Annotated in this window: 18 protein-coding genes and 1 tRNA gene; 10 read left to right on the forward strand and 9 right to left on the reverse strand. The window is 69.5% G+C overall.

What is annotated here, in order from left to right:
- Positions 1 to 100: 100 nt before the first annotated feature.
- The gene (locus tag PS467_RS21375; protein ID WP_311036616.1) at positions 101 to 826 is read right to left on the reverse strand and encodes a DUF5324 family protein; all 726 of its coding nucleotides are present in this window, start codon (positions 824 to 826) and stop codon (positions 101 to 103) included.
- 297 nt (positions 827 to 1,123) lie between these two features.
- Between PS467_RS21375 and PS467_RS21380 the strand changes: the two genes are divergently transcribed.
- Together PS467_RS21380 and PS467_RS21385 are read left to right on the forward strand one after the other, a co-directional pair.
- Positions 1,124 to 1,657: a peptidylprolyl isomerase gene (locus PS467_RS21380; RefSeq protein WP_268973253.1), complete on the forward strand. Its 534-nt coding sequence runs from the start codon at positions 1,124 to 1,126 to the stop codon at positions 1,655 to 1,657.
- A gap of 95 nt (positions 1,658 to 1,752) precedes the next feature.
- The gene (locus tag PS467_RS21385; RefSeq protein WP_268973254.1) at positions 1,753 to 2,637 is read left to right on the forward strand and encodes a rhomboid family intramembrane serine protease; all 885 of its coding nucleotides are present in this window, start codon (positions 1,753 to 1,755) and stop codon (positions 2,635 to 2,637) included.
- A 361-nt stretch (positions 2,638 to 2,998) separates the two neighbouring features.
- Here the strand turns inward: PS467_RS21385 and crgA are convergent, their stop codons facing one another.
- A complete protein-coding gene (crgA, locus tag PS467_RS21390) occupies positions 2,999 to 3,256 on the reverse strand; it encodes a cell division protein CrgA (RefSeq protein ID WP_268973255.1) in 258 nt (85 codons plus the stop codon).
- Between the two features lie 144 nt (positions 3,257 to 3,400).
- On the opposite strand from crgA, the gene PS467_RS21395 reads away from it, so the two are divergent.
- From PS467_RS21395 to PS467_RS21420, 6 genes are all read left to right on the forward strand, one after another.
- Positions 3,401 to 4,171 carry a DUF881 domain-containing protein gene (locus PS467_RS21395; RefSeq protein ID WP_268973256.1) on the forward strand — a complete coding sequence of 257 codons (771 nt, stop codon included), beginning with the start codon at positions 3,401 to 3,403 and terminating at the stop codon, positions 4,169 to 4,171.
- 83 nt (positions 4,172 to 4,254) lie between these two features.
- Positions 4,255 to 4,956, forward strand: coding sequence for a class E sortase (locus PS467_RS21400; protein WP_311036617.1), 702 nt, complete (start codon positions 4,255 to 4,257; stop codon positions 4,954 to 4,956).
- Between the two features lie 84 nt (positions 4,957 to 5,040).
- Positions 5,041 to 5,217: a hypothetical protein gene (locus PS467_RS21405; protein ID WP_044572551.1), complete on the forward strand. Its 177-nt coding sequence runs from the start codon at positions 5,041 to 5,043 to the stop codon at positions 5,215 to 5,217.
- Positions 5,214 to 5,864 (forward strand): aminodeoxychorismate/anthranilate synthase component II, encoded by a 651-nt coding sequence (locus PS467_RS21410; RefSeq protein ID WP_311036618.1) that lies wholly within the window; start codon positions 5,214 to 5,216, stop codon positions 5,862 to 5,864. Before PS467_RS21405 ends, PS467_RS21410 begins: the two co-directional genes overlap by 4 nt.
- The gene (locus tag PS467_RS21415) at positions 5,861 to 7,462 is read left to right on the forward strand and encodes a class E sortase (protein WP_311036619.1); all 1,602 of its coding nucleotides are present in this window, start codon (positions 5,861 to 5,863) and stop codon (positions 7,460 to 7,462) included. The genes PS467_RS21410 and PS467_RS21415 overlap by 4 nt, the downstream gene beginning before the upstream one ends.
- Before the next feature lie 40 nt (positions 7,463 to 7,502).
- On the forward strand, positions 7,503 to 8,243 hold the full coding sequence (locus PS467_RS21420; RefSeq protein ID WP_311036620.1) for a class E sortase: 741 nt from the start codon (positions 7,503 to 7,505) through the stop codon (positions 8,241 to 8,243).
- Between the two features lie 117 nt (positions 8,244 to 8,360).
- On the opposite strand, the gene pknB is transcribed toward PS467_RS21420, so the two are convergent.
- The 6 genes from pknB to PS467_RS21450 all read right to left on the reverse strand — a co-directional run bounded on the left by pknB (position 8,361) and on the right by PS467_RS21450 (position 16,469).
- On the reverse strand, positions 8,361 to 10,382 hold the full coding sequence (gene pknB / locus PS467_RS21425) for a Stk1 family PASTA domain-containing Ser/Thr kinase (protein ID WP_311036621.1): 2,022 nt from the start codon (positions 10,380 to 10,382) through the stop codon (positions 8,361 to 8,363).
- Between the two features lie 167 nt (positions 10,383 to 10,549).
- A complete protein-coding gene (locus PS467_RS21430) occupies positions 10,550 to 12,022 on the reverse strand; it encodes a peptidoglycan D,D-transpeptidase FtsI family protein (RefSeq protein WP_268973263.1) in 1,473 nt (490 codons plus the stop codon).
- Positions 12,019 to 13,431, reverse strand: coding sequence for an FtsW/RodA/SpoVE family cell cycle protein (locus PS467_RS21435; RefSeq protein ID WP_311036622.1), 1,413 nt, complete (start codon positions 13,429 to 13,431; stop codon positions 12,019 to 12,021). Before PS467_RS21435 ends, PS467_RS21430 begins: the two co-directional genes overlap by 4 nt.
- 22 nt (positions 13,432 to 13,453) lie before the next feature.
- The gene (locus PS467_RS21440; protein ID WP_268973265.1) at positions 13,454 to 15,037 is read right to left on the reverse strand and encodes a PP2C family protein-serine/threonine phosphatase; all 1,584 of its coding nucleotides are present in this window, start codon (positions 15,035 to 15,037) and stop codon (positions 13,454 to 13,456) included.
- Between the two features lie 75 nt (positions 15,038 to 15,112).
- Complete coding sequence (locus PS467_RS21445) at positions 15,113 to 15,628, reverse strand: FHA domain-containing protein FhaB/FipA (RefSeq protein WP_030827859.1); 516 nt, start codon at positions 15,626 to 15,628, stop codon at positions 15,113 to 15,115.
- Between the two features lie 10 nt (positions 15,629 to 15,638).
- Complete coding sequence (locus PS467_RS21450) at positions 15,639 to 16,469, reverse strand: FHA domain-containing protein (protein WP_311036623.1); 831 nt, start codon at positions 16,467 to 16,469, stop codon at positions 15,639 to 15,641.
- A 326-nt stretch (positions 16,470 to 16,795) separates the two neighbouring features.
- Between PS467_RS21450 and PS467_RS21455 the strand changes: the two genes are divergently transcribed.
- A tRNA-Leu gene (locus tag PS467_RS21455) sits at positions 16,796 to 16,882 on the forward strand.
- Positions 16,883 to 17,113: 231 nt separating this feature from the next.
- Here the strand turns inward: PS467_RS21455 and PS467_RS21460 are convergent.
- Complete coding sequence (locus PS467_RS21460; protein ID WP_311036624.1) at positions 17,114 to 17,767, reverse strand: FMN-dependent NADH-azoreductase; 654 nt, start codon at positions 17,765 to 17,767, stop codon at positions 17,114 to 17,116.
- Positions 17,768 to 17,881: 114 nt separating this feature from the next.
- Here PS467_RS21460 and PS467_RS21465 point away from each other — a divergent pair, with 114 nt between their 5' ends.
- The gene (locus tag PS467_RS21465; RefSeq protein ID WP_311036625.1) at positions 17,882 to 18,256 is read left to right on the forward strand and encodes a winged helix-turn-helix transcriptional regulator; all 375 of its coding nucleotides are present in this window, start codon (positions 17,882 to 17,884) and stop codon (positions 18,254 to 18,256) included.
- Positions 18,257 to 18,445: the final 189 nt, after the last annotated feature.

An 18,445-nucleotide genomic window follows, 5' to 3' on the forward strand; every position in this document is an offset into this window, starting at 1 on the left:
AAGGGCCCGCGTCGCCGACCGGACGGTGCCGGGGACGCCGGGCGCCGGCGCGGCGCCGTGTGCTCCGACGCGGCGCCGTCTGCTCCGGCGGCGCCGCCGTTCAGCGCTGCTCGTCGTCCCTGCGGGCCTCGGCCTCCGCCTGCTTGGCCTGCACCTCGGGGTCGAGGGCACCCTGCTCGCTGCCGTCCACCGCCGAGAGCCGCTCGCGGTCGCCCACCTCGGTCGCCGCCGGGGGCTCGACCAGCCAGTCGGGGTTGGCCTGCTTGTCCCACCACTTCCACGCGGCGAAGACGCCCGCGCCGACCAGCCCGATGAAGGCCGTCCGTTTGGCGACACGCGCGGTGCGGGACCGGCGGCGGTGCTTCCTGGCCAGCTTCTCGATCTCCGCGGCCGTCACATGGGTGCGCAGCGCCGCGATGGCCGCGGACGTGCGGACGGCCGCCTCCTCGCGCGCCGGTCCGGCGGCGGCGCGCACCCCGGCCACCGCCTGCTCCACTCGCGGCCCGGTGTAGCGGGCGGCCTGGCGTGCCGCCTTACGGGTGCGCTTGGCGGCCCGGGTGGCGGCCGCGTCCACCTTCGGTGGCAGGGTGCCGCGGGCCTGGCTGAGCCGTGGTGCGATATGCGCGTGGTATTGCGCACCGGCCGTGCACCGGGCCTGGTGCGCCGCGTTCGAAACCTTCGGCGCCAGCAGTTCGCGGGCTTCGTGCGCATAGTGCGCTGCGGTGTCCTTGGCCGTGCCGGCGTAGGGCGCCACCGCCTCCGCGGCGTGCAGGACGCCGCCCTTGGCGGTGCCGGTCGCGGCTCGCACGCTGTCAATGCGGGTCACGGGATCCTCCTCCTCGGTGGCGTGGTCAAGCTCCGGGGTTCAGAGTCGTGCGCTCTCGTTGTGCGGTCTATTTGCGCAGTTTCGTGTTTCCATCCCAAGAAAGATCATGCCTGTTCATGGAGATCATGCCCGATTTGCCCCACACCCAGCATGTGTGGTCGGGCATCCGGGTCATACGGAGGATTCTCGTTGAAACCGTGCGGATCGGCGCGCCCGGCGCCGCCTCCGCGGCTACTCGTCGCCCTTGGGTCCGTGCGAGGATCAGGAGACGGAAGTGAAAACGATGGAAGGTTGATCGTGGCCGAGCAGCTTTACGCCACCCTGAAGACGAACAATGGCGACATCGTGGTCCGGCTGCTGCCGAACCACGCCCCCAAGACGGTCAAGAACTTTGTGGAGCTGGCCGAAGGCAGCCGCGAGTGGACCCACCCGGCCACCGGCCAGAAGGCCAAGGAGAAGCTCTACGACGGCACCGTCTTCCACCGGGTGATCAGCGGTTTCATGATCCAGGGCGGCGACCCGCTGGGTAACGGAACCGGCGGCCCCGGCTATGAGTTCGGTGACGAGTTCCACCCGGACCTGGCCTTCAACAAGCCGTACCTGCTGGCGATGGCCAACGCCGGGCCGGGCACCAACGGCTCGCAGTTCTTCATCACGGTCGCCCCGACCGCGTGGCTGACCGGTAAGCACACCATCTTCGGCGAGGTCGCCGACGAGGCCAGCAAGAAGGTCGTCGACGCGATCGCGGGCACCGCGACCAACCCGCGCACCGACCGTCCGCTCCAGGACGTCGTCATCGAGTCGGTCGTCGTGGAGACCCGCGAGGGCTGAGCCCGCGCGGGGAACTTTCACGCCCCGCTTGTCCGTGTGAACAAGCGGGGCGGGGAACGCGCGATCGGAAGTGGACGAGGGGGCGAGGGGACACCATGGAGGACCAGGCGGTCTGCTGCTATCGGCATCCACAGCGGGAGACCGGCATCAGCTGTACTCGCTGTGAGCGCCCGATCTGCCCCGAGTGCATGATCAGTGCCTCTGTGGGGTTCCACTGCCCCGAGTGCGTGAGCGGACGGGTGTCCACCGGCTCCGGGGCCTCCGCCGCAGGGCCGCCGCCGCGCGCCGCCCGGCCGCGTACCGTGGCCGGCGGCACGATCACCTCGGACCCCCGGCTGATCACCAAGATCCTGCTCGCCGTCAACATCGCGATCTGGCTCGCGGCGCTGTCCGCGGGTGACCGGCTGGTGAACGATCTCGACCTGGTCGGCCGGGCCTACGACCCGGGCGCGGGGCAGATCGTCGGTGTCGCCGAGGGCCAGTGGTGGCGGTTGGTGACCTCGGTCTTCCTCCACCAGCAGCTGATGCACATCGCCTTCAACATGCTCTCGCTGTGGTGGATCGGCGGACCGCTGGAGGCCGCGCTCGGCCGTGCCCGCTTCATCGTGCTCTATCTGCTGTCGGGCCTGGGCGGCAGCGCGCTGTCGTATCTCCTCGCCGCGCAGAACCAGCCGTCGCTGGGCGCCTCCGGCGCGATCTTCGGCCTTCTCGGCGCCACCGCCGTGCTGATGCGCCGGCTGAACTACGACATGCGGCCGGTCATCGCGCTGCTGGCGCTGAACCTGCTCTTCACCTTCACCTGGTCCGGAATCGCCTGGCAGGCCCATGTCGGCGGCCTGGTCGCGGGCACGGTGGTGGCGTACGGGATGGTGCACGCGCCCCGTGAGAAGCGGGCGCTGGTGCAGCGGGGGACCTGTGCCCTGGTGCTGATCGCCATCGTGGCGATGGTGTGGATCCGGACGCTTCAGCTCACCGGCTGAGCGAGGCGGTCGGCCGAGGCAGCCGGCCGAGGCGGCCGCCCGATGGCCGGCAGACCACCCCTGGCGGTACCCCGAGGTCCACGACAGTCTCCGGCGGTCCTGATCGAGTCGCGCTCGGTCAGTTGTCCACAGCGTGTGGTGGATCTTGCGCAACCTGTGGAGAACCTGCGCAGGTGCCCCCGCTGACCTGCATTTTCGCAGGAAAACGGGGGTGTGAGCGATCGAACGGATAGCCGTCACCGGTCACACCGGCGTCAACGTGGCAGAGGTTATCCACAGATCTTCTGAGTTTTCCCCGGCTGTGGATAACCCTGTGGAAAGCCTGGGGACAGGGCCGGAGCGGGGCTGGGGGAAAGCCGGGTCACTTCCACTGGGTGGAGACGACGAACCCCGCGGCGATGAAGCCGAAGCCGACCACGATGTTCCAGTTGCCCAGGGACTCGACCGGCATGTCCCCCGTGGTCACGTAGAAGATGACGATCCACGCGAGGCCGATCAGGAACATGGCCAGCATCAGCGGTGCCACCCACCGGCGGCCGCTGCTCAGGCTGATGCTGGCTGCCTGCTTCGCCGGCGGCGGCGTGAAGTCGTCCTTCTTGCGGATCCGTGACTTCGGCACGAGGAACTCTCCTGTCGATGCGCTGCGTGACCGCGCGGGATGTATACGGACGGCGCCGGGGCGGGACAGCGACGGGGACCACGTCCCTCCCCCACATGTCGGTTAGCGTAGTCCTTCCGCGGCGTCGTAAGGAGTAAGGGTACGTTGAGCAATTCCGCTGACTCCCCCACCCCGGCCTCCCGCCGCCTCCGGTTCCGCCCCATCCGGCTGCTGACCGCCGCCGTCTTCGCGCTGGCCGGAGTGATCTTCTGGACCAGTTTCAACACGGCCCAGGGCACCAACCTCCGCAGCGATGAATCGATGCTGCGGCTCTCCGATCTCATCCAGGAGCGCAGCCGTAAGAACGGCGCCCTGGACGACAGCACCGCGACAATACGGTCCGAGGTCGACGCCCTCGCCCGGCGGGACAACGGCAGCTCGCAGGCCGAGCGCCGCAAGCTCGCCGAGCTGGAGGAGACCGCCGGCACCAGGAAGCTCACCGGCCCCGGGCTCACCGTCACCCTCACCGACGCCCCGCCGAACGCCACTCCGCTGATTCCCGGCGTCCCGGACCCCCAGCCCAACGACCTCGTCATCCACCAGCAGGATCTCCAGGCCGTGGTGAACGCGCTGTGGCAGGGCGGCGCCAAGGGGATCAAGGTCATGGACCAGCGGCTGATCTCCACCAGCGCGGTGCGCTGCGTCGGCAACACCCTGATCCTCCAGGGCCAGGTCTACTCCCCGCCGTACAAGGTGACCGCCGTCGGCGACCGGGGCAAGCTGCGCGCCGCCCTGGCCGCCTCGCCCGCGATCCAGAACTACCGCAGCTATGTCGACGCGTACGGCCTCGGCTGGAAAGTCGACCAGCACGACACGGTGACTCTTCCGGGTTACTCCGGCACAGTGGACCTGCACCAGGCAGAGCCCGTCGGATAGCACCGGCGGACACCGGTACGCGTCACCCGGGAGGCGTCACCCGGCACGCGGCACCGGGACGGCGGGGCGGACAGTGGGGGCCGATGAGTACGCGGCCGAGCACACGGCTGAGCACACGGCTGATCATCAGAACGCTCAGTGAGATCTGCGTCACCGTCGGCACCTTGATCATTCTTCTGGTGGTCTACGTCCTGTACTGGACCTCGGTGCGGGCCGACCGCGCCATGGACGGCGAGATCGACCACCTCCAGGACCGATGGGCCACCGGCACGGTCACCGCCGGTGCCCAGCCCTCGGCACGGCCCCGCCGCTACGAGCCCGGCGCCTCCTTCGCGATCATGTACATCCCGCGCTTCGGCGCCGACTGGGCCAAACCGGTCCTGGAGGGCACCGCCACCGGCACCCTGAAGAAGGGACTGGGCCACTACTCCCGCACCGCCCGCCTCGGCGACCTCGGCAACTTCGCCGTCGCCGGACACCGCCGCACCTACGGCGACCCCTTCAAGGACTTCCCCGAACTGCGCCCCGGTGACGCGGTGGTGCTGACCGACGGCACCACCTGGTTCACCTACCGCATCGACCGGCGGCCCTACCGCACCCTGCCGACCGACACCGAGGTGATCGATCCGGTGCCACGGGCGTCCGGTTTCCGCCGCTCCGGCCGCTATCTCACCCTGACCACCTGCGAGCCGGAGTGGGGTCACAGCCACCGTCTGATCGCCTGGGCGCACCTCGACGCGACCCAATCGGTTACCCAAGGCAAGCCCAAGGCTTTGTACAGCTGACCCTCCGGCCTCACCCCTCGCCCCTTACTCTGGTGCTGCACTCCGGTGCTGCAATCGGTTTCGTCATCGGTGAGTAGGGATGGCATGTACGGCTGGATCTGGCGGCATCTGCCGGGTAACGCATGGGTACGGGCGCTGATTTCGCTCGTGTTGGTGCTGGCGATCGTCTTCGTGCTCTTCCAGTACGTCTTCCCCTGGGCGGAGCCCCTGCTGCCGTTCAACGACGTGACGGTCGACGAGGGAATGGCGGGTCCCCGATGAGCGCGCGCGTCCTGGTCGTCGACAACTACGACAGCTTCGTCTTCAACCTCGTCCAGTACCTCTATCAGCTCGGCGCCGAGTGCGAGGTGGTGCGGAACGACGAGGTCTCCCTCGGCCACGCCCAGGACGGCTTCGACGGAGTCCTGCTGTCCCCCGGGCCCGGCACCCCGGAGGAGGCGGGGGTCTGCGTCGACATGGTGCGGCACTGCGCGAGCACCGGCGTACCGGTGTTCGGCGTCTGCCTGGGGATGCAGTCCATGGCCGTCGCGTACGGCGGAGTCGTCGGGCGGGCCCCGGAGCTGCTGCACGGCAAGACCTCGCTGGTGACCCATGAGGGGGCCGGCGTCTTCAGCGGTCTGCCCTCGCCCTTCACCGCCACCCGCTATCACTCCCTGGCCGTGGAACGGGACACGGTGCCCCCGGAGTTGGAGATCACCGCCTGGACGGAGACCGGCATCGCCATGGGGCTGCGCCACCGGGAACTGCGGGTCGAGGGTGTCCAGTTCCACCCCGAGTCGGTCCTCACCGAATGGGGCCATCGCATGCTCGCCAACTGGCTGGTGGAGTGCGGGGACACGGATGCCGTGGGGCGGTCCGCGGGGCTCGCCCCGGTGGTCGGGGCGGTCGGCGGTAAGGCCGGCGAGTGACCGGACCGCGCCCTGAGCGCGAGGGCGCTGCCCATGGCGCCCGGGAGCCCGGCCCGTACGCGCCGTACGGTCCTCACCAGCCGCCTGGCGCCCATGGCGGCCAGGGGAGACCGGACGCGTTCGGGGCGGCTGTGGAGGGCCTTCGCGCCCCGCTGGCCGACCCTCTGGCCGATCCCCTGCCGGACCCCGCCCCGGCCGGGCCCACGGGGCGGGGCGTCGGCACCGCGTCGCTCGCCGTGCCGCCGCCCACCGGGCGCAGACGGCGCGCCCGCCCGGCCTCCGCCGGGCCGGAGGAGGCCGTTGAAGCGGCCAGACCGCCCACAGGGCGCCGACGCGCCCGCGCGGCCCCCTCGGGGCCCCCGCGCGCCGCCGAGCCGCCCGTACGCGCCCCGGAGACGCCACCGGGAGTACGCGACGGCCAGGAGACGCCGGTACGTGCCCAGGGGGCGTCCGTACGCGCCCCGGAGACGCCCGCACGCTCCGCTGCTCGGACGCCCGCACCCTTCGCCGGGCCGTCCGCACGGGTCCCGGAGGTCGCCGAGACGGCCGTCCTGCCCCCGGTGACGGTCCCGGCCCATGAGACCCGTAAGGCCGGTGAGACTGGTAGGACCGGTGAGGCCGGTGAGACGGTCACCCTGCGCGCCGTGGAGGCGCGGCCCGCGCCCGCCGACCAGACCATGCCGCTCCGCAAGGTCGAGCCGGACCGGGACGGCGGCCCCGAGCCACCGCCCGGCGGCCGGGCCGCCCGCCGTAAGGCCGCCAGGGGGGCCGGGAAGCGCGTCGGCAGACACGGCTCCCGGGCCAGGGGCGGTACGGCGGAGCCGGGTGCCGCGGGGACCGCCGGGGGCCCGCGGAGCGCCGGGGCCGGCCGGCCCCGCACCCGTATGGAGGCCAAGCGCGCCGCGCGGGCGCGCAAGGACAGCCCCGGGGTGGTGGCGAGCCGGCTGATCGGCGAGCTGTTCATCACGTTCGGCGTGCTGATGCTGCTGTTCGTCACCTATCAGCTGTGGTGGACGAACATCCGTGCGCATCAGCAGGCGAACGGCGCCGCGAACAACCTCCAGAAGAAGTGGGACGAGAACGGCGGTGACGACCGCGACCCGGGTGTCTTCTCCCCCGGGCAGGGGTTCGCGATCATCTACATCCCCAAGCTGGACGTGAAGGCGCCGATCGCCGAGGGCATCGACAAGCACAAGGTCCTCGACCGCGGCATGGTCGGCCACTACGGCAAGAGCCCCCTGAAGACCGCGATGCCGTGGGACAAGAAGGGCAACTTCGCGCTCGCCGGGCACCGCAACACCCATGGCGAGCCGTTCCGCTACATCAACCGGCTCAAGCCCGGCGACAAGATCGTCGTCGAGACGCAGAACCGGTACTACACCTATGAGATGAGCAGCATCCTGCCGCAGACGCCGCCGTCCAACACGGGCGTCATCAAGCCGGTGCCGCCCGGCTCCGGCTTCACCGGACCGGGCCGCTACATCACGCTGACCACCTGCACCCCGGAGTTCACCAGCACCTACCGGATGATCGTCTGGGGCAAGATGGTCGAGGAGCGGCCGCGTAGCGAGGGAAAGCCGGACGCGCTGGTCGAGTGAGCGGGAACAGCCGGAACACCAGAAAAAGGGGTACGACGCGGTGGCACGGACCGACCACGACGAGCGACAGGACCGGCACCCCGGCCCGCCCGCAACGCCCAGCTCCCGTCCCCGCCGCGGGCGGGTGGCCGCGGCCATAGGCCTCTTCGGCGAGTTGCTGATCACCGCGGGGATCATCCTCGGCCTGTTCGTCGTCTACTCGCTGTGGTGGACCAACGTCCTGGCCGACCGTGAGGCGAAGAAGCAGGGCGACCGGGTGCGCAAGCACTGGTCGCAGCAGGGGCCGGGTTCGCTCGACACCAAGGACGGCATCGGGTTCCTGCACGTACCGGCCATGCACAACGGTGAGGTGCTGGTCAAGAAGGGCACCAGCACCGAGACCCTCAACGACGGCGTCGCCGGCTACTACACCAAGCCGGTCAAGTCCGCGATGCCGTGGGACGAGAAGGGCAACTTCAGCCTGGCCGCGCACCGGGACGGGCACGGCGCGAAGTTCCACAACATCGACAAGGTCCACGACGGCGACGCGGTGGTCTTCGAGACCCGCGACACCTGGTACGTCTACAAGGTCTACGCGACGCTGCCGGAGACCTCCAAGTACAACGTGGACGTGCTGAAGGCGGTCCCGAAGGAGTCCGGGAAGAAGAAGCCGGGCCGCTACATCACGCTCTCGACGTGCACACCCGTCTACACCTCCCGTCACCGCTACATCGTCTGGGGCGAACTGGAGCGCACCGAGAAGGTCGACGCGGACCGCACGCCCCCCAAGGAGCTGCGTTAGCGGCGGCTCCCCTCCGGAGCGCTCAGCGGGCACGGATACGGGGAAGCCCCCGGCACCCATCTCCAGGTGCCGGGGGCTTCCCCGTGCTACAGGGCCCCTCCGGGGGCCGGTGGCGGATCAGCCGAGGGAGCCGAGGCCGCTTTGGCCGCCGAAGATGTTTCCGCCGTTCCCACCACCGCCGTTGCCGTTCCCGCCCTGCCCGGCGACCGTGATGAGGTTCACGGACTGGCCCTTGGGCACCTGGGTGCCCGCACCGGGCTGGCTGGCCACCACGGTGGCGTTGTCGTCCTGCGGACCGGCGATGTTGCCCACGTTGAGGCCCGCCTCCTGGAGCGCCTTCTTGGCGTCCTTGAGGGACTGGCCGCCCAGGTTGGGCACCTGTGCGTTCTCCTGCTGCTCGGGGGCCTTGGCGACGGTCAGCGTGACCGTCGAACCGGGCAGGACCTCCTGGCCGCCCTTGGGCGTCTGGTCGGTGACCGTGCCGGCCTCGACGTCGCCGTTCTCGACCTCCTGCGTCTGGACCTTGAGGCCCTTGCCCTGGAGGGACGAGGTGGCGTCCTCGACCTTCTGCGTGGTCACGTCCGGGACGACGACCTTCTCCTGCGCCTCGGCGACGGTCAGAGTGATCGTGGAGCCCTTCGCGACCTTCTTACCGCCCTTCGGGTCCTGGTCGATCACCTTGCCGGCGGTCTGGTCGGACTGCTGGGTCTTCTGCTCGACCTGGAAGCCCTTGGCCTCCAGCTGCGACTTGGCCGTCTCGTACTGCACGTTCAGGACGTCGGGCACCTCGACCTTGGCCGCGGGCTTGGGGCCCTTGGACATGGTCAGCTCGACCGTGCCGTACCGCTCGATCTCGCCGCCGCCCTCGGGGTTCTGCTCGCAGACGGTGTTCTTCTCCGCGTCGGCGCAGAACTTGGAGCCGACGTTCTTGACCTTGAAGTCGCCGTTCTCCCCCTGGTTCTTGGCCTCGGCCAACGACTTGCCGACCAGGTTGGGCACCTGGACCGTGCCGTCGTTGTTCCCGCCCCCGAACAGCGACTTCCCGATGAAGATCGCACCGACCAGCACCAGTATCCCGGCGAGGATCAGCAGGATCGTCGAGAGATTGCCCTTCTTCCCGGAGCGTCCCCGTCCGCGGTCCGGCCGCTCGTCGTAGCCGAAGCCGCCGTCGTCCTCGCGCATCGGGGGGAGCATCGAGGTCTGTGCCCCGGCGCCGCCGTCCTGCGGGCGCAGCATCGTGGTGGGCTGGTCGTCGGCGCCGTAGCCGACCGCGCCCAGCGCGGCGGTGGCGGCGACCGGCTGGCCCTCCAGGGCCGCCTCGATGTCGGCGCGCATCTCATCGGCCGACTGATAGCGGTAGTCGGGGTCCTTGACCAGGGCCCGCAGGACGATGGCGTCCATCTCCGGGGTGATCTCGGGGTCGTACGTGCTCGGCGGCTGCGGTTCCTCCCGCACGTGCTGATAGGCGACGGCCACCGGGGAGTCGCCCACGAACGGCGGCCTTACGGTCAGCAGCTCGTAGAGCAGACAGCCGGTGGAGTACAGGTCGCTGCGCGCGTCGACGGTCTCGCCCTTGGCCTGCTCGGGGGAGAGGTACTGCGCGGTGCCGATGACGGCGGCCGTCTGCGTCATGGTCATACCGGCATCGCCCATGGCCCGCGCGATGCCGAAGTCCATCACCTTGACCTGGCCGCTGCGCGTGAGCATGACGTTGGCCGGTTTGATGTCCCGGTGGACGATGTTGTTGCGGTGTGAGTACTCGAGGGCCTGGAGGATGCCGGTGGTCATCTCCAGCGAGCGCTCCGGGAGCAGCTTTCTGCCCGAGTGAAGAAGCTCACGCAGGGTGGAGCCGTCGACGTACTCCATCACGATGTACGGAATCGAGACACCGTCGACGTAGTCCTCGCCGGTGTCGTAGACCGCGACGATCGCGGGATGGTTGAGCGAGGCGGCCGACTGGGCCTCTCGGCGGAACCGGGCCTGGAAGGACGGGTCACGGGCGAGGTCTGCCCGCAGCGTCTTCACAGCGACAGTACGGCCGAGGCGGGTGTCGTGCGCGAGGTAGACCTCCGCCATCCCGCCGCGGCCGAGCACCGAGCCCAGCTCATACCGCCCGCCGAGGCGACGCGGCTCTTCCATAGCTACTCCAGCCCTCTTCCGTGGTTCCCGGCCGCACCTGTGGGGGCCGGTGAAGTGCTGCTCGGGCATACCGTACCCGGCACGTCTTACGGGACCTGGCCTCAGCCGCTACTTGATACCGGACCGGTACGGCGACGTGCGGGATTGATATCCGGACGTGACGGGCCTCACTTGTCGCGCTCGGTGTCCAGGACGGCCTGCATCACGCTCTTGGCGATCGGCGCGGCCAGCTTGCCACCGGCGATGTCGCCGCGGAGGGTGTCGGACCCCTCGATGACGACCGCGACCGCGACCGGGGAGCCGTCGTCCCCCTTGGCGTAGGAGATGAACCACGCGTAGGGGTTCTTGCTGTTGGCGACGCCGTGCTGTGCGGTACCGGTCTTGCCGCCGACCGTGACGCCCGGGATCTGGGCGCTGGTGCCGGTGCCCTCCTTGACCACGGTCTCCATCATGTCCTGGAGCTTGTGGGCGTTCTCCGCGCTGACCGGCTGGCTCATCTCCTCCGGGCTGGTCTGCTCGATGGTGTTGAGGTTGGGGGCGCGCAGCGAGTCGACCATGTACGGCTTCATCAGCTTGCCGTCGTTGGCGACCGCGGCGGCGACCATCGCCATCTGGAGCGGGGTGGCCCGGGTGTCGAACTGGCCGATGGCCGACATCGCGTTGCCCGGCCGGTCCATGTCCTTGGGGTAGACGCTGGCGTAGGCGCGGACGGGGGTGTCGACCGTCTCGTTGAAGCCGAACTTCTCGGCCTGCTCCCGCATCTTGTCCTCGCCGAGGTCGTCACCGAGCTTGCCGAAGACCGTGTTGCAGGAGTAGCGGAGCGCCTGCCGCAGCGAGGCGTTCTCGCAGGGGATGTTCCCCTCGTTGGGCAGGGGCTTGACGGACAGCGGGAGCTTCCAGGGGTCCGGGGAGTCCGTCGGGGCGTCGATGTCGGTGTACTTGCCGTTCTCCAGCGCGGCCGCGGCGGTGACGACCTTGAAGGTCGAGCCGGGCGGGTAGGTCTGACGGAGCGCCCGGTTGAGCATCGGGTCGTCCTTGTCGTTCTTCGGCAGGAGCGCGTTCCACGCCTTCTCGTCCTTGGTGGACCCGCCCGCGAACGTGGAGGGGTCGTAGCTCGGGGTCGAGGCGAGGGCGAGGATCTTGCCGGTGCGCGGGTCGAGCGCGGCGACGGCGCCCTTCTTGTCGCCGAGGCCCTTGAACGCGGCCTCCTGGGCCTTGCCGTTCAGGGTGGTGATGACGTCGCCGCCCTTCTGCTTCTTGCCGGTGATCATGTCGATCGTCCGGTTGAAGAAGAGGCGGTCGTCGTTGCCCGTGAGGATGCCGTCTTCGATCTTCTCGATCTGGTTGGCGTCGAAGGCCTGCGAGGCGTACCCGGTGACCGGCGCCCACATGGGGCCGTTCTTGTAGGTGCGCTTGTACTTGAAGTCGGTGCCGTTGGTCTCGACGGATCCGGTGATCGGCTGGCCGTCGACGATGATGTTGCCGCGCGGCTGGCTGTAACGGGCGATCAGGACGCGGCGGTTCTTGTCGTGGTTCTTCAGCTCGTCGGCCTGGACGTACTGGATCCAGTTGTCCCGCAGCAGCAGGGCGAAGACGAGGAGCCCGCAGAAGATCGCGATTCGGCGCAGGGGCTTGTTCACGGTCGGACCACCTGGGTCATCTCGGCGTCTGTAGTGGGAGCGGGCGTCGGCGCCGGACGGCGCGCGGTGTCGCTGATCTTGATCAGGATGGCGACGAGTGCCCAGTTGGCGATGACGGACGAACCACCCTGCGCGATGAACGGCATGGTCATACCGGTCAGCGGGATGAGGCCCATCACACCGCCCGCGACGACGAAGACCTGGATGGCGAAGGCCGCGGACAGGCCGATGGCCAGCAGCTTGCCGAACGGGTCGCGGGCGGCGAGGGCGGTGCGCACACCGCGCTCCACGATCAGGCCGTAGAGCAGCAGGATGCCCATGGTTCCGGCGAGCCCGAGCTCCTCGCCGACCGTGGCCAGGATGAAGTCGGAGTTGGCGGCGAAGCCGATGAGGTCGGAGTTGCCCTGGCCGAGGCCGGTGCCGAAGACACCGCCGGAGCCGAAGGCCATCAGCGCCTGGGCGATCTGGTCACTGCCGCCGGTCTTGAAGGCCGCGAAGGGGTCGAGCCAGGCGTCCACACGCTGCTGGACGTGCGGTTCGAAGGTGGCGACGCCGACCGCGCCGGCCGCGGACATCAGCAGACCGAAGACGATCCAGCTGGTGCGCTCGGTGGCGACGTACAGCATGACGACGAAGAGGCCGAAGAACAGCAGCGAGGTGCCCAGGTCGGTCTCGAAGACCAGGATGAGGATGCTCATTCCCCAGACCACCAGGATCGGGCCGAGGTCGCGGCCGCGCGGCAGGTACAGCCCCATGAAGCGGCGGCTGGCCAGCGCGAGGGCGTCCCGCTTGACCATCAGATAGCCGGAGAAGAACACGGCGATGATGATCTTGGCGAACTCGCCGGGCTGGATGGAGAAGCTGCCGATGCTGATCCAGATGCGTGCGCCGAAACGGGGCGGGAAGAACACCGGAAGGATCAGCAGGATCAGCGCCACCGCCATGGAGATGTAGGTGTAGCGCTGGAGCAGGCGGTGGTCCTTGAGCAGGATCAGGACGCCGACGAAGAGGGCGACACCCAGCGCCGAGTAGATCAGCTGGTTGGGGGCCGAGGGCGAGAAGACCTGGCCGATGTTCTCCGCCCGCTGGGCCAGCCGCTTGGACTGGTCCAGCCGCCAGATGAGCACCAGGCCCAGCCCGTTGAGGAGCGTGGCGATCGGCAGCAGCAGCGGATCCGCGTACGGCGCGAACTTCCGGACCACCAGATGGCCGACGCCGGCCAGCAGGCCGAGGCCGAGGCCGTAGCTGAGCATGCCGGAGGGCATCTCGTCGCTGAGCGCCAGGCCCGCGTTGGCGTAGGCGAAGACCGGAATGATCACCGCGAAGGCCAGCATGGCCAGCTCGGTGTTCCGCCTGCTCGGTGGCCCGGCCGTACTGATCGTCGTCGTGTTGGTCGTACTACTGCTCATGGGTGGACGGCCCCTTACGGCTTCACTGCTGGGTGCTGCTGCACTGCGGGACCAACTTCTTCTCCTCCTCCGAGAGGGTGGGGCCGGGATGCGGAGTGGGAGTGGTCGTCGGCGTGGGCTTGGTCGTGGCCTTGGCGGCGAGCGGCCCGGTCTGCGTCTGCATGCTCTGGTCCCCCGGCTGGGTGCCGCCGCTCTGGGACGGGGAGGCGCTGCTGGAGGCCTTGCCCCCGGCGCTGCCGCCCTTGTCCTTGTCGCCGGTGAGGTCCTTCTGATCGTCCTCGGCCTTCTCCTGGGCCTCGGCCTTCTTGCAGGCGCTGGCGAGGGTGGCGAGGTCCTTGGTCTTGTCCTGGGCCTGGCCGAGACCGCTGACCGCGATGGTGTCCTCCACGCGGCCGCGCTGGTCGGCCGGGAGGTACTTGAGTTCGATCTCGCGGTGGTCCTCATGGACCTTGTTCAGCTTGATCCAGGCGAGGTCCTGGCTGATGCCCTGGTAGATCGCGACATGGTCGCCGTTGGAGCCCACGTAGTACTGCGTCTGGGTCCAGCGATAGCCGCCGTAGAGCCCGCCGCCGATCACGGCGAGGCCCAGCACGATGAAGAGTGACCGCTTGGCCCACGTCTTGCGGCCGCTCTTCTTGCTGAAGTCCCCGTCGGCGTACGCCCCGAAGCTGCCCTGCGGACCCCCGATGGCCGGATCGCCGCTGCCGGGCGGTCCGAAGCCGCCCTGCGCGTCGCCCTGCTGCGGGACGGACCGGCCGAGCTCGGCGGCGCGGCCCGCGGGGGTGTGCGCGGCGCCGCCGTCCCCGAGGGGGACCTGGTTCTCGGCGACCGCGCCCACGATCACGGGGGTGTCGTTGAGCTGGGCGGCGAGGGTGTCGCCGCCGTCGACGTCGAGGACGTCGGCGACGATGCAGGTGATGTTGTCGGGACCGCCGCCGCGCAGGGCGAGCTGGATCAGCTCCTGCACGGTCTCATGGGGGCCCTGGTAGCTGGCGAGGGTCTCCTCGAGGGTCTGGTGGCTCACGACGCCGGACAGGCCGTCGGAGCAGATCAGATAGCGGTCGCCGGCCCGGACCTCGCGGATGGACAGATCGGGCTCGACATGGTCGCCGCTGCCCAGCGCGCGCATCAGCAGGGAGCGCTGCGGGTGGGTGCCCGCCTCCTCCTCGGTGATCCGGCCCTCGTCGACCAGGCGCTGCACCCAGGTGTGGTCCTGGGTGATCTGGGTGAGCACACCGTCACGCAGCAGATACGCTCGCGAGTCGCCGACGTGCACCAGACCGAGCCGCTGGCCGGTCCACAGCAGGGCGGTGAGCGTGGTGCCCATGCCCTCCAGCTGCGGGTCCTCTTCGACCATGACGCGCAGCTGCTCATTGGCCCGCTGCACGGCGCTGCCCAGGGAGGTCAGGATGTCCGAGCCCGGCACATCGTCGTCGAGCTGGACGAGGGTGGAGATCACCTCGGAGCTGGCGACCTCGCCGGCGGCCTGTCCACCCATGCCGTCGGCGATGGCGAGCAGCCGGGGACCGGCGTAACCGGAGTCCTCGTTGCCCTCCCGGATCATGCCCTTGTGCGATCCGGCCGCGAAACGCAGTGACAGACTCATGCGCACCTCGCCCGTCGGCTCCGGGTACAGCCCCTTGCCAACCACGCTGCCCACCCTCCGGTCGTCATGGTCCTACTACTTCCGCAGCTCGATGACGGTCTTGCCGATGCGGATCGGCGCACCCAGCGGAATCGGTGTCGGTGTGGTGAGTCGGGTCCGGTCGAGATAGGTGCCGTTGGTGGACCCGAGGTCCTCGACGATCCACTGGCCGTCACGGTCCGGGTAGATCCTGGCATGCCGACTGGAGGCGTAGTCGTCGTCCAGAACGATTGTGGAATCGTGCGCACGGCCGAGGGTGATGGTCTGCCCCTGGAGGGCGACCGTGGTGCCGGTCAGAGTGCCCTCGGAGACCACCAGCTTGGTGGGGGCGCCCCGGCGGCCGCGGCCACCGGACTGCTGCCGCTGCTGCGGCGGCGCGCTCTGCCGCTGTTGCTGCTGCGGCCGGTCGGGGGCGCCGCGGCGCGCCGTACCGCGCTGGGTCACGCGGGTGCCGAACAGATCACTGCGGATGACCTGTACGGCCACGATGACGAACAGCCACAGTACGGCGAGGAAACCCAACCGCATGACCGTGAGGGTCAGCTCTGACATTGCCCCCGCTTCACCCTTCGGCTTGCCGGTAAACGATGGTGGTGCTGCCCACGACGATCCGCGAGCCGTCGCGGAGCGTAGCGCGCGTGGTGTGCTGTCCGTCCACCACGATGCCGTTGGTCGACCCGAGATCCTGGATGGTCGGTGGGGTTCCGACCCGGATCTCGCAGTGCCTGCGGGAGACACCGGGATCGTCGATCCGCACGTCAGCGTCGGTGGAGCGGCCCAGGACGAGTGTGGGCCGGGAGATCTGGTGGCGGGTGCCGTTGATCTCGATCCAGCGGCGGGTCTGGCCCTGCGGCTGAGGGCCGGCGCCGCCGGTGCGGGGCGCCGGACGGGCGCCGGGGGGCGTGGACGGCATCGGCGGGGCACCGGCGGGCTGAGCGGGGTAGCCGTAACCGCCGGGGCCCTGCTGCGGGGCGCCGGAGGCCGGGCGGTCCGGGGCCTGCTGCGGGTTCTGGGACTCGCTGGAGGCCAGCGTCCGGCTGCGCACCCGGTAGAGGCCGGTGTCGAGGTCGTCGGCCTTCTGCAGATGCACCTTGATGGCGCCCATGAAGGTGTAGCGCTGCTGCTTGGCGTAGTCGCGGACCATACCGGCCAGCTCGTCGCCGAGCTGCCCGGAATACGGGCTGAGCCGCTCGTAGTCGGGCGCGCTCAGCTCGACGATGAAGTCGTTGGGGACGACCGTCCGGTCGCGGTTCCAGATCGTGGCGTTGTTGTCGCACTCACGCTGGAGGGCGCCGGCGATCTCGACCGGCTGGACCTCGGACTTGAACACCTTGGCGAAGGTGCCGTTCACGAGGCCCTCGAGACGCTGCTCGAAGCGTTTCAGTACTCCCACGGGGCACCTCCTTCCTCAGTCGTGCTCTATGCCGTCCTGGTACTGCTTACTGATCGTATCCACGCGTCGGGAAATCGGGTGGTTCCCCTTCCTGGCCCTGTGGAGCAGTGTCACCCCTCACAGGGATCGTAGAGGTGTGCTGACGACAGTGTCCCGCAACCGTGACGCTCCGAGGACGGGTGGGGGCGGGGCAGCGGGAACGGGTGTGATTGCACCCCGCAGGCCGTGCTAATGTTCTGCATGTCGGAAGGCGCGCCACACGAACCGGGCGGATCGAAAAGATCGAACCGGGGAGCGGAGCCGAGTGACCGGACGACAGCACCCATGCGCGGGTGGCGGAATAGGCAGACGCGCTGGATTCAGGTTCCAGTGCCCGAAAGGGCGTGGGGGTTCAACTCCCCCCTCGCGCACCAGCCGGAGCGGGTCTCTCCGGAGTGACGAAAGTCGCTCGGAGGGGCCCGCTTCGCGTATGCCCCGGCTGTTTCGGCCCAGTTGCTCTCCGTCTCTTCGTTGTTCTCCGTCTCTTCTCTCCCGCTTGTTCCTCTGTTCCGCTTCGGTCGCTTCAGCCGCTTTGTGGCGCGACGGCAGGGGCCTCCCGGGAAGAGGAGGCCCCTGGCCGGGCCCGGTGTCCGGGCGCGGGCGGATCAGGCGGCGAAGCGGGCGGCGAGCGCCTTGGCCTTGGCCGCGGCCTCCTCGTGGGCCTTCGCCATGGAGGCGTCCGCGGCGTCGACGAGGTCGGCCATGGCCGGATTGCTGCGGGCCATCGTGAGCTCCGGCACAACGAACTCGACATCGAGGCCGAGGCCGTCGCCCAGCGCCTTCCCCAGGAAGTTCGTGACGAATTCGAAGCTCTCCCGCGGGGTGCCGGGGCCGTAACCGCCACCACGGCTGGCGACGACGACGGTGGGGGTGCCCGAGACGGTGGTCTGCTCGGCGCCCGCGGTGCGGCCCATGATGATCACGTGGTCCAGCCACGCCTTGAGGGTGGAGGGGATCGTGAAGTTGTACATCGGGGCCGCGATCAGGACCGCGTCGGCCTGCTCGAGCTCACTGGCCAGGGTGTCCCGCAGGGCGAAGGCGGCCCGCAGCTCAGGGGTGTGCTGATCGGGAGCGGTGAAACCGGCGGCGACGGCGAGGCCCTCCAGGTGCGGCACCGGATCGGCGGCCAGGTCGCGGTAGATCACCGTGCCGTTGGGGTGCTGGGCTTCCCATTCCTTGCGGAAGGTGGCGGTGACCGCACGGGAAGCGGAGGTCTCGAGGGGGGAGACGGACGTGTCGATGTGCAGAAGGGTTGGCATGGAACGCCTCCGGTAACTGGGCTCCCACGGAGCCGGTAATAACTACGTACCTACAGATGGCACAGTAGCTTACTTTTTCGCAGTCCCGAACCGGAACGCAGTAGTCTGTATTCCATGGCGAAGGGTCGTGGGGAGCACAACGAGCAGGCCTGCAAGCAGGTCGACAGCGAGATGACGCGGTTCTTCGAGCTGTTCGGAAAGCGCTGGACGGGATTGATCGTGGCCGTGCTGACGGAGCAGGGGGCGTACTTCGCCGAGCTGCGGCGGGCGATCCCGGGGATCAGCGAGCGGATGCTGTCGGACCGGCTCACCGAGCTCGCGACGGCGGGTCTGGTGGTGCGGGAGGTCGACGCCGGGCCGCCGCTGCGGGTGGCCTACCGGCTGACGGACGCGGGGAAGGCGCTGGGGCCCGCGCTGAAGGAGCTGTCGCGGTGGGCGGAGAACCATCTGCCCTCGGGTGGTGGCTGCCCGGAGCAGTTCCGGGGGTGAGTGCGAGTTGGGCCGGGCCGAGCCGGGGGTGAGTGTGGGCTTGGCCCGAGCCGAGTCCGGCTGAGGCGGGCGGGGCTTGGGCCGAATCGGGTTGAGGCCCGCCTGAGCTGGGGTTTCGCCGTGATCGCCGGAGTTATCCACAGGCTCTGACGGGCTGGGGTGACAGGGGGTACGGTCTGCTCAGTCGAT

Source organism: Streptomyces luomodiensis (genome assembly GCF_031679605.1).
Classification (GTDB): domain Bacteria; phylum Actinomycetota; class Actinomycetes; order Streptomycetales; family Streptomycetaceae; genus Streptomyces; species Streptomyces luomodiensis.